Annotated in this window: 14 protein-coding genes; 6 read left to right on the top strand and 8 right to left on the bottom strand. The window is 52.2% G+C overall.

What is annotated here, in order from left to right; genetic code table 11:
* Positions 1-44: 44 nt before the first annotated feature.
* The 5 genes from gntU to HV477_RS12595 form a co-directional block, all read right to left on the bottom strand.
* Positions 45-1,385 carry a gluconate transporter gene (gntU, locus tag HV477_RS12615; protein ID WP_000105950.1) on the bottom strand — a complete coding sequence of 447 codons (1,341 nt, stop codon included), beginning with the start codon at positions 1,383-1,385 and terminating at the stop codon, positions 45-47.
* Positions 1,382-1,915 (bottom strand): gluconokinase, encoded by a 534-nt coding sequence (gntK, locus tag HV477_RS12610; protein ID WP_000108342.1) that lies wholly within the window; start codon positions 1,913-1,915, stop codon positions 1,382-1,384. Before gntK ends, gntU begins: the two co-directional genes overlap by 4 nt.
* Positions 1,916-2,053: 138 nt before the next feature.
* Positions 2,054-3,049 carry a gluconate operon transcriptional repressor GntR gene (gene gntR / locus HV477_RS12605; protein WP_000730239.1) on the bottom strand — a complete coding sequence of 332 codons (996 nt, stop codon included), beginning with the start codon at positions 3,047-3,049 and terminating at the stop codon, positions 2,054-2,056.
* A 129-nt stretch (positions 3,050-3,178) separates the two neighbouring features.
* Positions 3,179-3,874: a pirin family protein gene (locus HV477_RS12600; protein ID WP_079898863.1), complete on the bottom strand. Its 696-nt coding sequence runs from the start codon at positions 3,872-3,874 to the stop codon at positions 3,179-3,181.
* Between the two features lie 123 nt (positions 3,875-3,997).
* Positions 3,998-5,035: an oxidoreductase gene (locus HV477_RS12595; protein ID WP_000172399.1), complete on the bottom strand. Its 1,038-nt coding sequence runs from the start codon at positions 5,033-5,035 to the stop codon at positions 3,998-4,000.
* A gap of 468 nt (positions 5,036-5,503) precedes the next feature.
* Between HV477_RS12595 and yhhY the strand changes: the two genes are divergently transcribed.
* The 5 genes from yhhY to HV477_RS12570 all read left to right on the top strand — a co-directional run bounded on the left by yhhY (position 5,504) and on the right by HV477_RS12570 (position 10,305).
* On the top strand, positions 5,504-5,992 hold the full coding sequence (gene yhhY, locus HV477_RS12590) for an N-acetyltransferase (RefSeq protein ID WP_001290279.1): 489 nt from the start codon (positions 5,504-5,506) through the stop codon (positions 5,990-5,992).
* A 265-nt stretch (positions 5,993-6,257) separates the two neighbouring features.
* A complete protein-coding gene (locus tag HV477_RS12585; protein ID WP_079898864.1) occupies positions 6,258-7,472 on the top strand; it encodes a PfkB family carbohydrate kinase in 1,215 nt (404 codons plus the stop codon).
* Between the two features lie 15 nt (positions 7,473-7,487).
* Complete coding sequence (locus HV477_RS12580; RefSeq protein WP_079898865.1) at positions 7,488-8,249, top strand: glutamine amidotransferase; 762 nt, start codon at positions 7,488-7,490, stop codon at positions 8,247-8,249.
* A 53-nt stretch (positions 8,250-8,302) separates the two neighbouring features.
* Positions 8,303-9,274 (top strand): DMT family transporter, encoded by a 972-nt coding sequence (locus tag HV477_RS12575; protein WP_023227427.1) that lies wholly within the window; start codon positions 8,303-8,305, stop codon positions 9,272-9,274.
* Positions 9,271-10,305: a phosphotriesterase gene (locus HV477_RS12570; protein ID WP_000675705.1), complete on the top strand. Its 1,035-nt coding sequence runs from the start codon at positions 9,271-9,273 to the stop codon at positions 10,303-10,305. Before HV477_RS12575 ends, HV477_RS12570 begins: the two co-directional genes overlap by 4 nt.
* Positions 10,306-10,349: 44 nt before the next feature.
* Here HV477_RS12570 and ggt read toward each other — a convergent pair whose 3' ends face one another.
* A complete protein-coding gene (gene ggt, locus HV477_RS12565) occupies positions 10,350-12,092 on the bottom strand; it encodes a gamma-glutamyltransferase (RefSeq protein ID WP_079898866.1) in 1,743 nt (580 codons plus the stop codon).
* 125 nt (positions 12,093-12,217) lie between these two features.
* Here ggt and HV477_RS12560 point away from each other — a divergent pair, with 125 nt between their 5' ends.
* Entirely contained in the window at positions 12,218-12,634 is a 417-nt protein-coding gene (locus tag HV477_RS12560) for a DUF2756 family protein (RefSeq protein WP_000826041.1), read from the top strand.
* Between the two features lie 12 nt (positions 12,635-12,646).
* Here the strand turns inward: HV477_RS12560 and ugpQ are convergent, their stop codons facing one another.
* Positions 12,647-13,387: a glycerophosphodiester phosphodiesterase gene (ugpQ, locus tag HV477_RS12555; protein WP_023233974.1), complete on the bottom strand. Its 741-nt coding sequence runs from the start codon at positions 13,385-13,387 to the stop codon at positions 12,647-12,649.
* Positions 13,384-14,454 carry a sn-glycerol-3-phosphate import ATP-binding protein UgpC gene (locus tag HV477_RS12550; RefSeq protein ID WP_000907836.1) on the bottom strand — a complete coding sequence of 357 codons (1,071 nt, stop codon included), beginning with the start codon at positions 14,452-14,454 and terminating at the stop codon, positions 13,384-13,386. The genes ugpQ and HV477_RS12550 overlap by 4 nt, the downstream gene beginning before the upstream one ends.

Raw genomic sequence — 14,454 nt, 5'->3', positions numbered from 1 at the left:
CCGTTTCCAGGCCCGGTAAGCACAGCGCCACCGGGCAACAAGACTCAGCTCAGCAACTGAAACGCAATCATTCCGACAATCGCGCCGACCGTACCGAGGATAGTTTCCATCATCGTCCAGGTCTTCAGCGTCTGTGCTTCGGTCGCGCCGGTAAATTTACCGAACAGCCAGAAACCGGCGTCGTTAACATGAGAAACCACAATTGAACCGCCGGCGATACAGATAGAGAGCGCCGCCATCTGCGCGCCGGAGAAATTCAGTTGCTCAATGACCGGCATCACCAGACCGACCGCGGTTAAACACGCCACGGTCGCGGAACCCTGAATGATGCGCACCGCCGCCGCCAGCACAAAGCAGGTAATGGCAATCGGCAGTCCCATACCGGTTAACGCTTCGCCCAGCGCCGGGCCGACGCCAGAGTCAACCAGTACCTGTTTGAACACCCCGCCTGCGCCAATCACCAGCAGGATAATGCCCGCCGGTTGCAGCGCGTGGCCGCAGATTTCCATCACTTTGTCTTTCGGCATCCCCTGGCGCATCGCCAGGCCGTAAATCGCTACCAGACAAGCGACCAGAATCGCAGTGAAGGGGTGGCCGATAAACTCAAACCATTCGTAAGCGGTGGAACCTTCCGGCACAAAACGCGCGGCGATCGTTTTCAGCCCTACCAGCACCAACGGCAACAGAATCAGCGACAGGCTGAAGCCGAAAGAAGGCATTTTACCTTCACCCAGATGCGGCTCGGTAATGTCGTCAGGAATACGCAGCTCAACGTAACGGCTGATAAAATTCCCCCACAGCGGCCCGGCGATAATCATGCCAGGAATGGCGGCGCACAGCCCAATCAGGATCATCCAGCCGAAATCAGCATGCATCTGGGAAGCCAGCAGCATCGGCGCAGGCCCAGGCAACAAAAACGCCGCGGCTGCCGCCACGCCCGCAAACAGCGGAATGACCAGCTTCACCAGGTTTGTGCCGGTATGACGCGCCATAGAGAATGCCACACTTATCAGCAGCACAATCGCCACTTCAAAGAACAGCGGGAGCGCGCAAATCAGCCCGGCAAGGCCAATCGCATAGTGCGCGCGGTTATGGCCAAAGGATTTAAGCATCTTGACGGCTATCTGATCGACCGCGCCGGTTTCATGCAGAATCTTGCCGAACATCGCCCCCAGCGCGACCACAATCGCCAGGAATCCCAGCGTGCCGCCCATCCCTTTTTCCATGGTCGCGGCGATTTTATCAAGCGGCATCCCTGAAAAAAGCCCCGCGCCCATTGAGACGACCATTAACGCGACGAAGGCGTGCATACGCGCCTTCATCACGAGAAATAGCAGCAGTAAGACGGAACCGACGGCGGTTAAAACCAGTGTTAATGTACTCACAGCGTACTGCCTTTATTGATGACCTCAATGGTGCTCGCCACGACGCCTTCCAGCGGCTGGTCGATATCCACCACCAGAACATCGCGTTCGTCGGCACCCGGCTCTTGCAGCGTTTCAAACTGCGTCACCAGCATCTGGGTTTTGAAGAAATGACCTTTGCGCGCTTTCAGACGGCTTTCAATGACGTCGAAATCACCTTTCAGATAGATAAAGGAGAGGTTCGGGTTTCCCTCGCGCAGCAGGTCGCGATAGTGTTTTTTCAGTGCGGAGCAGACGATCAGCGAGATTTTATTGGTACGCTGCATCGCGAAAGCGGCGTCGTTCAGCGCCTGTAACCACGGTTTGCGGTCATCATCATTCAACGGCTCGCCGGAAGCCATTTTTTCAATATTGCAGCGCGGATGCAGAAAATCGCCGTCCAGAAACGCGGCATGAAGCTGATGCGCCACGGCGCTTGCGACAGCGGATTTACCGCTGCCTGATACGCCCATCAGAACGTAAACGTGGTGATCATGATTAGTCGTGCTCAAAGCGGGCCCCCACTCTACAAGTTGCAAAATTTGTTACGGGTAACTGTTATCGGTAACATTGTCCAACCGCACCATTCACGACGCAATGACCATTCGTGCCAAAAGTGAATAAGTGTGAGCTACTTCAAAGTTGTCAGACTAAATAGATCCGCCCGGTGACAAGGTGAAACCTAAATCTAACATTTTCGGCGTGACCGTTTCGCCGCGAATGCGAGCCAACAGGCGTTCCGCGCCAATGCTGCCCATTCGCTCGCGCGGCGTCAGGACGCTTGCCAGACGCGGTTCCATCACCTGGCCGATGTCATGACCGTGGAACCCGGCGATCGCCATGTCGTCCGGGATTTTTAGCCCCAGGCGCTGGCATTCGAAGGCCGCCCCCACCGCCAGGTCATCGTTGGTGCAAAAAATACCGTCAAGCTGTGGGTATTCACGTCGCGCCTGGCGCATGAGTTCGATACCGGAAGAGTAGGATGAAGATTGCTCCATCATCACACTGTAAGGAACCAGGCCTGCGTCCCGCATCGCCTGTTCATAGCCCTTCTGCTTGATGATAGTACGTTCGTCGAGGCGCGCCCCCAGATAGGCGATATGACGATGACCACGCGCGATAATCGCGGCGGTCATCTGACGGGCGGCCTCGAAGTTGTCAAAACCGACGGCAATATCGAGACACGGCGACTGGCTGTCCATCAGTTCCACCACCGGAATCCCGGCGACTTCGATCATTTTTAAGGTGCGCGGCGTATGGGTACGCTCAGTGAGGATCAGGCCGTCGATATTCCAGGAGAGCATCGATTCCAGGCGCTCCTGCTCCATCTCCGGTTTATAGCCGTAGTGCGCCAGCATGGTTTGATAACCATGCGCGTCGGTGACAGCCTCAATGCCGCGTAACACTTCCGCAAAGACCTGGTTGGTGAGAGACGGTAACAGCACGCCAATGGCGCGGCTGGTGGCGTTGGAAAGAATGTCAGGCGCGCGATTAGGAATGTACCCGAGCTCATCAAGCGCAGCCGCAATTTTACCCCGCAGCGCGACGGAGACCTGCTCCGGATTACGCAAAAAACGGCTGACCGTCATTTTGGTCACGCCCACGCGGTCGGCTACATCCTGAAGTACGGGTCTTTTCTTTTTCATCGTCCTGAAAGGTATAAAAGGGATAGATTTGCCCAGTTTACCACGGACGTGCGGAATTAATGACAAACGATGAAAAGCCGGATGGCAACGCTTTCGCGTCTTATCCGGCCTACAAAAGGTTACAGCACGTTAGACTGGCGGCAAGTCAAACAGCAACACTTCGCTGTCGCTGTCGGCATGAATCGAGATTGCCTGCTCATCCCAAATCGCCAGGCCGTCGCTGGTCGTCGCTTTGGTACCGTTAATGGTCACGTTACCTTTTACCACCTGGATCCAGACGCGGCGCTCGGCGGCAATCTGATGCACCGATTGCTCATCTTTGAGCAGCGCCCAGCGGTACAGCTTCATATCCTGGTGGACCTTCAGCGAACCATCGCGAGCATCTGGCGAAAGCACCAGTTGCTTGCCCTGCGCGGCGTCGAAGCGGCGCTGTTCGTAGCGCGGCGTGATGCCTGTTTCTTGCGGAATGATCCAGATCTGGTACAGCCGCAGACGATCCGTTTTGCTCGGGTTGTACTCGGAGTGGCGAACGCCGGTCCCGGCGCTCATAATCTGGAATTCACCTGCCGGAACCTGTTCTTTATTGCCCATACTGTCCTGGTGTTCTACGGCACCTTCCAGCACATAGGTCAAAATTTCCATGTCTTTATGCGGATGCGTGCCGAAACCCTGGCCTGCGTCGATCACATCGTCGTTAATCACACGTAGCGCCGAGAACCCCATAAAGTTCGGATCGTAATAATCGGCAAAAGAAAAGGTATGCCAGGAGTCAAGCCAGCCATGATTCGCATGACCGCGGTCGTTTGCTTTGCGTAAGTAGATCATTGTGTTCACCCCCAGATGTTTTCGATGGAATAAGTGTGGACTCATTCCGTCCGGGATCATAGAGGGTGAAAATTGACTCCTCTGTTCAAAAAATATGAATAAGCGCAGAGGAGTCTGTAAGGGCTATTTAGCGAGGGTTATCGTCGCAGGCGTTGCCTGTTCGAAGGCACGTTCGAGGATTTCCAGATTGGTAAGAACTTCAGATTCCTTGACGTAATTAGGCGTACCGATGGTCAACGTCTGGTACAGCGCATCATAGACGCGACCATAGTCACCCGTTTCCGGTTTCACCTCTTCTTTCACCGTAACGCCTTCATCGTTAACATATTCCAGCACACCGACGGATTCGTCAGCGGCAAAACCCGGCTCGCCAGGCATAATGTTCGCTTTCAGGCTGGTTTCTTGTTGATCGATACCGTATTTCACAAACGAACCTTTGGTGCCGTGAACAATAAACTTCGGATAGTCGATTTTCACCAGATGGCTGGTTTTCACAATGGCTTTCAGGGCACCGTAGAACAATTGCGCTTCAAAGGTGTCATCCGGATTCGCTTTATTACGCAGGCTACGAATGTCATACGCGACATGATCCGGGCGGCCAAATAGCGAAATAATTTGATCCATAGTGTGGACGCCAAGTCCATAGAATGCGCCATCCTGCGGCAGGCCCGGTTTGGTTTCTGCTACCGGGCGGTAATAATCGAAATGGCTTTCAATTTCGACAATCTTGCCCAGTTTGCCGCTCTCAATCGCTTTTTTAGCCGTGAGAAAACAGGAATCAAAACGCCGATTCTGATACGGCGTGACGGTCAGTCCTTTGCTTCGCGCCAGTTCGAACAACACTTTTGCTTCCGCCAGTGTCGGCGTGAAAGGTTTCTCAACCAGCACATTTTTACCCGCTTCCAGCGCGCGTTTGGCGTATTCGAAATGGCTGTCAGCATGCGTACAGACGATCACCAGTTTTACCTGCGGATCGCCCAACACCTCATCCAGATCGCTGGTGAAGTGAATATGCGAATACTGCGGCGCCTGCTCTTCCGGTTTAGCGTGACGACGGAAAATATGCGCGACATGCCAGGTATCTTTCCGATTCAGAACGTAGGGGAGATGGTAACGGGTGGTACTTTTGCCGAATCCAATAAATGCGCAGTGTAAGGTCATGAGACGATCCTTTTGAAGATGATTGTTTACACCATAGCGCAAAGCGTGAGGAGACTGAATGTTGGATTCTTTGCCGGATGCGGAGAAGCCTTTTCGGGCCTACAAAAGCAGATGCCTCAAGATCAGCCGTCGGCGTCGCGGTCAGTTTGTTCACGGCAAGCGCGCAGGGCCCGGAGCGTGCTAAATGTACGTGAGGAGCACGAGCACTTCCCGGGGACAAAATGACAAGTAAGCCAGGCTGAAACAAAACCCAAAAAAAAAAGCCAGCAAAAGCTGGCCAAAATAATACTGGAAGCAATGTGAGCAATGTCGTGCTTTCAGGTTCTCCGTAGGGGTTCCCCTGAATGCAAGGCAATAATAATCATTCTCATTCGCACTTGTCTACTTCTTTTTGCAAAAAAATGCGGTTGACGGAATTTTCTTTCTCAGCGAGTGTAAATACACAATTAACCCTGCAGGAGATAAGGAATGAGTGAAATAGTGATACGCCACGCTGAACCGAAAGATTACGACGCCATTCGTCAGATCCACGCCCAGCCGGAGGTGTACCACAACACGCTACAGGTTCCTCATCCTTCCCTCGAAATGTGGCAGGCGCGGCTAACCGAGCAAGCCGGGGTTAAACAACTGGTTGCCTGCATTGACGATATTGTCGTTGGCCATCTTTCTATTCAGGTCACCCAACGCCCTCGCCGCAGCCACGTGGCCGATTTTGGTATCTGCGTGGATGCCCGGTGGCACAATCGCGGTATTGCCAGCGCGCTGATCCGCACGATGATCGACATGTGCGACAACTGGCTGCGCGTCGAGCGTATTGAGCTAACAGTGTTTGTTGATAACGAGCCCGCGGTGGCGGTGTATAAGAAGTACGGCTTTGAAATCGAAGGCACCGGTAAGAAATACGGCCTGCGCAACGGTGAGTACGTTGATGCGTACTTTATGGCGCGCGTGAAATAGCGCTTCCCCGCCCCATCCTGTGGGGCGAAACGTCACAAACCTTCATCACATTCCAGTTATTGCAACCTACTTCCCCTATATCAAAACAATAACCATCTGAATTTCATGGTTATTGCCACTTTAAACTTTATCACCGTTTTTTCCGTAATTTTAGCAATATTAATATTACATTTTTGTTTTTTTTTTGGTTTCTGCCATCACTTTATGGTGACAATCACAACAATATACTCCTCCCGGGACTAATTTAACCACGGTGAGGTAAAAAATGAAATTTGAACGCCATCATAGAATATTGAAGGAACTCAGTATTTCGGGAGTTGTAAAACTTTCAAATCTGGCGAAAAGTCTCAAGGTAACAAAGGAAACTATTCGTTCAGATCTCAATGAACTTGCCGGACAGGGATATCTTACTCGCTGTCATGGTGGTGCATTTATTACCCTTGATTCTCTTGATAACGTCGCAAAAAATGAAATTGCTTATGTGCTGGAAAAATATGAATCAGCGCAGAAAATAAAAAAAGGTCTCTCTGCCATGAAAAATAATGTATGTGTTATTGGCTCGTTCAATGTTGATATTATCAGTTATCTACCGAGATTACCCTCAACGGGAGAATCATTGCTGGCCGATAAATTTATTTTTTCACCCGGCGGTAAGGGATGTAATCAGGCATTAGCAGCAAGCTATGCCGATTCTGATGTGCATTTTATTACTAAAGTCGGCTCAGATCATTTTAGTGATTACGCCATTAATTTTATAAACTCATCAAAAATCCATAAAAGTGTTATCTACCAGACCAAAGAAACACAAACAGGTACAGCAACCATCATGGTGAATGGAGATACCGGAGATAACGTCATCGCTATCTACCCTGGCGCCAACATGACAATTTCCCCTGATGAAATCACCATTCAGAAAGAAGCCATTGTTCATTCAGATATTGTTCTTGTCCAACTGGAGACGAATTACGAAGCGCTGCAGCAAACAATTCGTCTCGCACAAAAAAATGACATACCGGTCATCATCAATCCAGCGCCATACAATGACATGGTTAACACCATCATTGATAACATTGACTATATTACGCCAAATGAAACGGAAGCAGGCCTGCTGGCCAATATGGCGGTTAATGATATCGAATCAGCCAAATGCGCGGCCAAAATTATTCATCAGAAAGGCGTCAAAAATACCATTATTACATTAGGTAGCAAAGGTTCGCTTGCTTATGACGGCACACAATTCATCTATTCCCCGGCATTTCCGGCAGTTGTAAAAAATACGGCGGGAGCGGGTGACGCTTTCAATGGCGCCCTCGCATCTGGTCTTGCAAAAGGAAAGTCACTGGCATCCGCATTGTGCTACGCCAGCGCATTTGCCTCACTTGCGGTTGAAACTCCTAATGCCTCTGATATGCCGGAAAACGACTCCGTTCTTCATCGTATTCAGGGTTCACATTACAAACAAACTATCTCTACTCACTAAATCAAGGAGCAGACTATGAACAATACGCAGAAAAAACTAAAGGTGCTCTTTATTGGAGAATCCTGGCATATTCATATGATTCATTCAAAAGGTTATGACAGTTTCACCTCCAGTAAATATGAAGAAGGCGCCACATGGTTACTGGAATGCTTGAGGAAGGGCGGCGTTGATATTGATTACATGCCTGCCCACACGGTACAAATTGCCTTTCCAGAGAGTATTGACGAATTCAACCGTTACGATGTGATTGTTATTAGCGACATTGGTAGTAATACCTTCCTGCTACAAAATGAAACCTTCTATCAGCTAAAAATAAAGCCAAACGCTCTGGAATCCATTAAAGAGTACGTCAAAAATGGCGGTGGACTACTCATGATTGGCGGTTATCTGTCATTTATGGGTATTGAGGCAAAAGCCAATTATAAGAACACCGTTCTTGCTGAGGTTCTGCCAGTTATTATGCTTGACGGCGATGACCGGGTAGAAAAGCCAGAGGGTATTTGTGCTGAGGCTGTCTCACCTGAACATCCTGTTGTTAACGGGTTCTCAGATTACCCGGTATTTCTTGGATATAACCAGGTCGTCGCCAGAGACGATGCCGATGTCGTATTAACAATAAATAATGACCCATTGTTAGTGTTCGGTGAATACCAACAGGGTAAAACCGCCTGCTTTATGAGTGACTGCTCCCCACACTGGGGAACCCAGCAGTTTATGTCATGGCCATTTTATACCGACCTGTGGGTCAACACGCTTCAATTCATCGCCAGAAAATAAAAAACAATGGAGTAACGAAAGTTACTCCTTTTATAAAATATAAGGATTGATGTATGAACAAGAATAAGTACTCAACCCCCTTACTGATGCTTGCCACCATCTTAGCCGGTATGCTTTCCCCGATGCAGTCTGCCGTTAATGGGCAGTTAGGACATTGGTTACAAGACGGTAATGCTTGCGCAGTAATCTCGTTTGCCAGCGGTCTGGTCGTCATGTTTTTTATTATTATTGCGCGCAAAGAAACACGCCAGCAATTCGCCTCAATCCCTACGCTGATTAAAAAGAGAAAAATCCCGCTATGGAATTGGTTTGCAGGATTATGCGGGGCGATGGTCGTATTTTCTGAAGGCGCATCTGCCAGCGCGCTGGGCGTTGCCACCTTTCAAACGGCATTAATTTCCGCTCTGCTCCTTTCCGGCCTGCTGTGCGACCGTTTTGGCGTTGGTGTGGATGAGAAGAAATATTTTACGCCATGGCGCATTACTGGCGCATTGTTCGCCGTTATCGCCACCATTTTTGTCGTGTCGCCACAGTGGCACTCAACCTCGTTTATCCTGCTCGCTATCCTCCCCTTTTTGGCAGGGTTACTCGCTGGCTGGCAGCCTGCGGGGAATGCTAAAGTCGCCGAGGCAACGGGCTCCATGCTGGTGTCCATTACATGGAACTTCATCGTCGGCTTCTGTGTCCTGGGCGCGGCGCTGGCGATACGTATCGCATTAGGCCATGTCACCATCCAGTTACCCGATACATGGTGGATGTATCTCGGTGGCCCGCTGGGTCTGCTGTCCATAGGGCTAATGGCGATTCTGGTGAGAGGCTTAGGGCTATTGATGCTGGGTGTAGCGTCAACAGCAGGCCAACTGCTTGGCTCAGTGCTAATTGATGAATTGATCCCTTCATTAGGCAATACGGTCTACCTGGTCACCATCATCGGTACGCTGTTCGCGTTAGTCGGTGCGATTGTGACCACCATCCCTGAATACAGAGCATCCAAAATGGCGCAAAGAATGGAGGTGTCAGAATGAAAGGTTTCCTGCAAACCGTAACAGGCCCGGTGGCGCATACGGATATGGGGCTGACGCTACCGCATGAACATCTGTTTAACGATCTGTCTTCGGTCGTAGACGAGCCACATTATGCTTTTTCACAGCAACTGGTGGGAAAGAAAGTCAGTGCTGACCTGCAGTGGGGGCTGAAACACGACCCATACTGCTGCGCCGATAATATGGACCGCAAAGAGATTGATGATGTTATCTTCGAAATCAATAACTTTATGGCTTTAGGCGGCAGGACGATTGTCGACGCCACCGGTTCAGAATCCATTGGGCGGGACGCCTCAGCGCTGCGAGAAGTTGCCTTAAAAACGGGTTTGAATATCGTTGCGTCATCCGGGCCTTATCTGGAGAAATTTGAAAGCACCCGGATACATAAACCTGTTGAGCTGTTAGCCTCACTCATTGATAAAGAACTGAATCAGGGTATTGGCGAGACGGATATTCGCGCTGGCATGATCGGTGAAATCGGCGTATCCCCCGCGTTTACCCAAGCGGAGCGCAACAGCCTGCGGGCAGCGTCTCTGGCACAATGTAACAACCCCCATACGGCGATGAATATCCATATGCCAGGGTGGCTGCGACTGGGTGATGAGGTGCTGGATATCGTGCTGGAAGAAATGAACGTCTCTCCGGCAAAAGTCTCGCTGGCGCATTCGGACCCTTCAGGAAAAGATGTCGTCTATCAACGTAAAATGCTCGACCGCGGCGTATGGCTTGAATTTGACATGATTGGTCTGGACATAACCTTTCCAAAAGAAGGTGTCGCGCCGGGCGTTCAGGAGACCGCAGATGCAGTAGCGAATCTGATTGCACTGGGTTACGCCGACCAAATCGTTTTAAGCCATGATGTTTTTCTCAAACAGATGTGGGCGAAAAATGGCGGAAATGGCTGGGGGTTTGTCCCGAATGTCTTCCTCGCCTATCTGGCTGCTCGCGGAGTAGACAACGATACTCTGCGCAAGCTTTGTATTGATAATCCAGCCCGATTACTCACGGCATAATCTGCAAATAGCCCGGTGTCTGACACCGGGCCTGGAATTAAAAATCAGTATCCCGCCGTTAAATCATCCACCGAACGCGGGTCAGACGCGCCATACAGTTCGCCATCCGGTCCAACCATAATACTTTGGGTGCTGCCCATCGCTTCTTTCAGCGCAACTTTCTGCCCTTTCTGTTCCAGCAACTTTAGCGTATCGGGGCTGAAGCCCTTTTCTACCCGCAGTTCGTCCGGCAACCATTGATGATGGAAACGCGGCGCGTTGGTCGCTTCGGCGACGTTCATGCCAAAATCAATGCTGCTCACTACCATTTGCAGCACGGTAGTGATGATTCGACTCCCGCCAGGACTACCGGTCACCAGCCAGGTTTTGCCGTCTTTTACCACGATAGTCGGCGACATCGACGACAGCGGACGTTTTTTTGGTTCGACCGCGTTAGCATCGCCGCCCACCAGGCCATAAACATTGGGTACACCGGGTTTAGCAGAAAAATCATCCATTTGATTATTCAGCAGAATACCGGTATTTCCCGCCACAATTCCTGTGCCGAAGGTGGTGTTCAGGGTATAGGTCACCGCCACGGCATTGCCGTCTTTATCCACCACCGAGAAGTGGGTGGTCTGGTTGCTTTCATACGGGGCGAGCTTGCCAGGTTTGATCTGGCTGGAAGGTTTTGCCTTATTAATATCAATTTGATCGGCCAGCGTTTTCGCATAGGCTTTGTGGGTCAGCGCCTGCCACGGCACTTTCACAAAGTCCGGATCGCCCAGATACTCTGAGCGGTCAGCGTAGGCATATTTTTCCGCTTCCGCCATGATTTGCATGGCATCGGCGCTGCCAAAGCCGTACTTCTTTATGTCGAAGTTTTCAAGAATATTCAGGATCTGCACGATGTGAATACCGCCCGAGGATGGCGGCGGCATGGAGAAGACCTGATACCCGCGATAGTCACCACTGATGGGCGTACGCTCAACGGCTTTATAGCTGGCTAAATCCTCTTTGGTCATCAGCCCGCCGTTCTTCTGCATTTCCCCGGCAATCTGGTCGGCAATCGCCCCTTTATAAAACGCATCCGGGCCGTTTTCGGCAATCATTTCCAGGCTTTTCGCCAGATTCTTCTGGACCAGCTTATCGCCTTTTTTCAGCGGCTCGCCGTCTTTCCAGAAAATGGCTTTGCTGTTCTCATGGTTGGGGATCACTTCGCTGCCGTAAGTTTTTAAGTCGTCGGCCAGCGCATCGTTAACCACAAAACCCTCTTCCGCCAGCTTCATCGCCGGACGCACTACTTTATTCAGCGGCATCGTGCCGTATTTCTCCAGCGCCAGCGAGAACCCCGCCACGGTACCCGGCGTACCGGATGCCAGATGCGACGTCAGCGACTTTTTCGCATCGGCGTTACCCTGATCGTCGAGGAACATATCACGGGTCGCGCCAGCCGGCGCCATTTCACGAAAATCGATCGCCGTGGTAGCACCATCTTTAGTGCGCAGCAGCATAAATCCCCCGCCGCCCAGATTCCCGGCTTGCGGATGCGTGACAGCCAGCGCATAGCCCACGGCGACGGCGGCATCCACGGCATTACCGCCCTGCTTTAAGATATCCACGCCAACCTGCGTCGCCATTGCATCCACGGACGCCACCATCCCTTGCGTCGCCCGTACAGGATGAAAGACATCTTCTTCAACACCATAGGAGACTGGCGGCGCGACGGGAGGATTGGCCACCGCGCTAAACGTCCCCCCGGCCAGCAGAGCGGCGATCGCCACCCAGCGCATAAACGTTGGTTTCATCGTTGTTTTTCTCCAGATAAATGGGTGTATGTCCCGTTTAATCCTGGTCCACAACGCTTAAAAAATCATCATCATGGCGAAATAGAGGTACACTTAAAAAGAGGCCTCATCGGGAGGAGACGACAATGAAACGCTTACTACTTATTACGGCTTTATTACCCTTTGCTGTATTGGCCCAGCCAATTAACACTATGAATAATCCTAATCAGCCAGGTTATCAAATCCCCAGCCAGCAGCGTATGCAGACGCAGATGCAAACGCAGCAGATTCAGCAGCAGGGTATGTTGAAACAACAGATGCAAACGCAGGCGCGCAGCCAGCAGCAAAATCTACAGTCGCAGTTGAATGCCAATACGCAGCGGGTTCAGCAGGGACAGCCGGGTAACGGTATGCTCGGTCAGCAAACGCTGCCCAATACGCAGGGCGGAATGCTCAGCGGCAGCGGAAATCCGGACCGGATGCTAAACCATTCCCAGCCAATGTTGCAGCAGGACAGCGGGACGCCGCAGCCTGACATCCCGCTGAAAACCATCAGCCCTTAAAACTGACAGCCCTTAAAACTGAAAGTGAGGGCCGATGTCATCAATGCGATCGGTGCAGATACAATCCACGCCCCAGCGCAGCAGATCTGCCGCCCGCTGGGGCTGATTGACGGTATACACCAGAATCCGCAGACCCGCGGCCTTAATCTCTTGCACTCGCGTCTCATCGAGTAATTTATGGTTGAGATGGAGGGAAACACAGCCCAGACGGGTCGTCAGTTCACGCCAGTCTTCACGCCATTTATCCAGCAGTAACCCACGCGGCAGTTCAGGTGCTGCCGCCTGCGCCGCTTCCAGCGCCTCTATCTCAAAGGAAGAAAGCAGCGGCGGCGTCATCCCGGCCCACAGTTCGCGGGCGGCCAACGCCACGACGCGTCCTGTTAGCTTTCCGCTCCCCGTTGTCGGTTTGATCTCAATATTCGCCATCATGCCGTGTTTACGGCAGCGCTCCGCCACCTGCGAGAGCAGCGGCAGCGGCTCGCCTTTAAATTCGCCGCTAAACCAACCGCCAGCGTCCACACGCAATAAATCCTGCCAGTTCAACTCGCCCGCCACGCCCCAACCATTGCTGGTGCGCTCCAGGTTATCGTCATGCAGCAGGAAAATTTCGCCGTCTTTCGACAGCTTGGCATCAAACTCAATCATGGTGTGCCCGTATCGCGCGCCCACGTCAATCGCCGCCAGAGTGTTTTCCGGCGCCAGTTTACCGCCGCCGCGATGGGCGACAATGTGGGGATAAGGCCAGTTACTCATACACGTTGTCCTGTTTCGCCATCAAAAAGATGCCGCTGATGTTCCGGCAGATGCAGCCATAGCGTACTGCCCGCCGCCGGGCGCTGCTGATGCGCCAACCGCACCACCAGTTTCTGATCGCCCCAGCGCCCATGCGCCAGATTATCCGCGCCCAGAATCTCCAGCGTGTCTACCGTTAACGGCACGCCGCCTTCCGCCTGCGAGCTTAACGCAATATGCTCCGGGCGGATACCCAGCGTCATTTTACGTCCGGCATGACCCCGATAGTCCGCACCAATCGGCAACGCCAGACCGCCAGGCAATTCGAAACGGTCGCCGGAAGCGCTGATAACGCCGTCCAACAGATTCATCGCCGGGCTGCCAATAAAGCTCGCCACGAAGCGACTGGCCGGTTTTTCATACACCTCTACCGGCGTGCCAATCTGTTCTGCGACGCCTTTATTCATCACCATCACCCGCTGGGCCAGCGTCATCGCCTCTACCTGATCGTGAGTAACATAGAGCGAGGTGGTACGAAGGCGACGATGCAGATGTTGTAACTCCAGACGCATCTGCACGCGCAGCTTGGCGTCGAGGTTAGAGAGCGGTTCGTCGAATAAAAAGACTGCCGGCTCGCGGACGATCGCGCGCCCCATTGCCACGCGCTGCCGTTGACCGCCGGAAAGCTCGCGTGGACGGCGTTTAAGCAGGCCGTCCAGCTCCAGAATGCGCGCCGCCTCCCGCACACGTTCTTCAATATGCGCTTTGCTCATACCACGAATTTTTAGTCCCCACGCCATGTTCTCCTCTACGCTCATATGGGGATAGAGAGCATAGTTCTGAAATACCATCGCGATGCCGCGATCTTTGGGCTCCATCTCGGTGACCCGTTTGCGATCAATCCAGATATCGCCGCTGGTCACGCGTTCCAGACCAGCCACCATCCGCAACAACGTTGATTTGCCGCAGCCGGACGGCCCGACCATCACGATAAATTCGCCATCCGCCACGTCCAGCGTCAGCGGTTGAATGACCTGGGTTTTGCCGTCCCAGCTTTTGGTTACTGCCTGTAGTTTTAAACCAGCCAT

Source organism: Salmonella sp. SG203 (assembly GCF_013350575.1).
Classification (GTDB): Bacteria; Pseudomonadota; Gammaproteobacteria; order Enterobacterales; family Enterobacteriaceae; genus Salmonella; species Salmonella enterica.
This window is presented reverse-complemented; position numbering and strand designations above follow the sequence as displayed.

Excerpts from the sequence above, each read along its gene's own strand:
- yhhY (WP_001290279.1), top strand. The coding sequence starts at position 5,504 with ATGAGTGAAATAGTGATACGCCACGCTGAACCGAAAGATTACGACGCC.
- gntR (WP_000730239.1), bottom strand. The coding sequence starts at position 3,049 with ATGAAAAAGAAAAGACCCGTACTTCAGGATGTAGCCGACCGCGTGGGC.
- ggt (WP_079898866.1), bottom strand. The coding sequence starts at position 12,092 with ATGAAACCAACGTTTATGCGCTGGGTGGCGATCGCCGCTCTGCTGGCC.
- HV477_RS12585 (WP_079898864.1), top strand. The coding sequence starts at position 6,258 with ATGAAATTTGAACGCCATCATAGAATATTGAAGGAACTCAGTATTTCG.
- HV477_RS12595 (WP_000172399.1), bottom strand. The coding sequence starts at position 5,035 with ATGACCTTACACTGCGCATTTATTGGATTCGGCAAAAGTACCACCCGT.
- HV477_RS12570 (WP_000675705.1), top strand. The coding sequence starts at position 9,271 with ATGAAAGGTTTCCTGCAAACCGTAACAGGCCCGGTGGCGCATACGGAT.
- HV477_RS12575 (WP_023227427.1), top strand. The coding sequence starts at position 8,303 with ATGAACAAGAATAAGTACTCAACCCCCTTACTGATGCTTGCCACCATC.
- HV477_RS12550 (WP_000907836.1), bottom strand. The coding sequence starts at position 14,454 with ATGGCTGGTTTAAAACTACAGGCAGTAACCAAAAGCTGGGACGGCAAA.
- HV477_RS12560 (WP_000826041.1), top strand. The coding sequence starts at position 12,218 with ATGAAACGCTTACTACTTATTACGGCTTTATTACCCTTTGCTGTATTG.
- HV477_RS12600 (WP_079898863.1), bottom strand. The coding sequence starts at position 3,874 with ATGATCTACTTACGCAAAGCAAACGACCGCGGTCATGCGAATCATGGC.
- HV477_RS12580 (WP_079898865.1), top strand. The coding sequence starts at position 7,488 with ATGAACAATACGCAGAAAAAACTAAAGGTGCTCTTTATTGGAGAATCC.
- ugpQ (WP_023233974.1), bottom strand. The coding sequence starts at position 13,387 with ATGAGTAACTGGCCTTATCCCCACATTGTCGCCCATCGCGGCGGCGGT.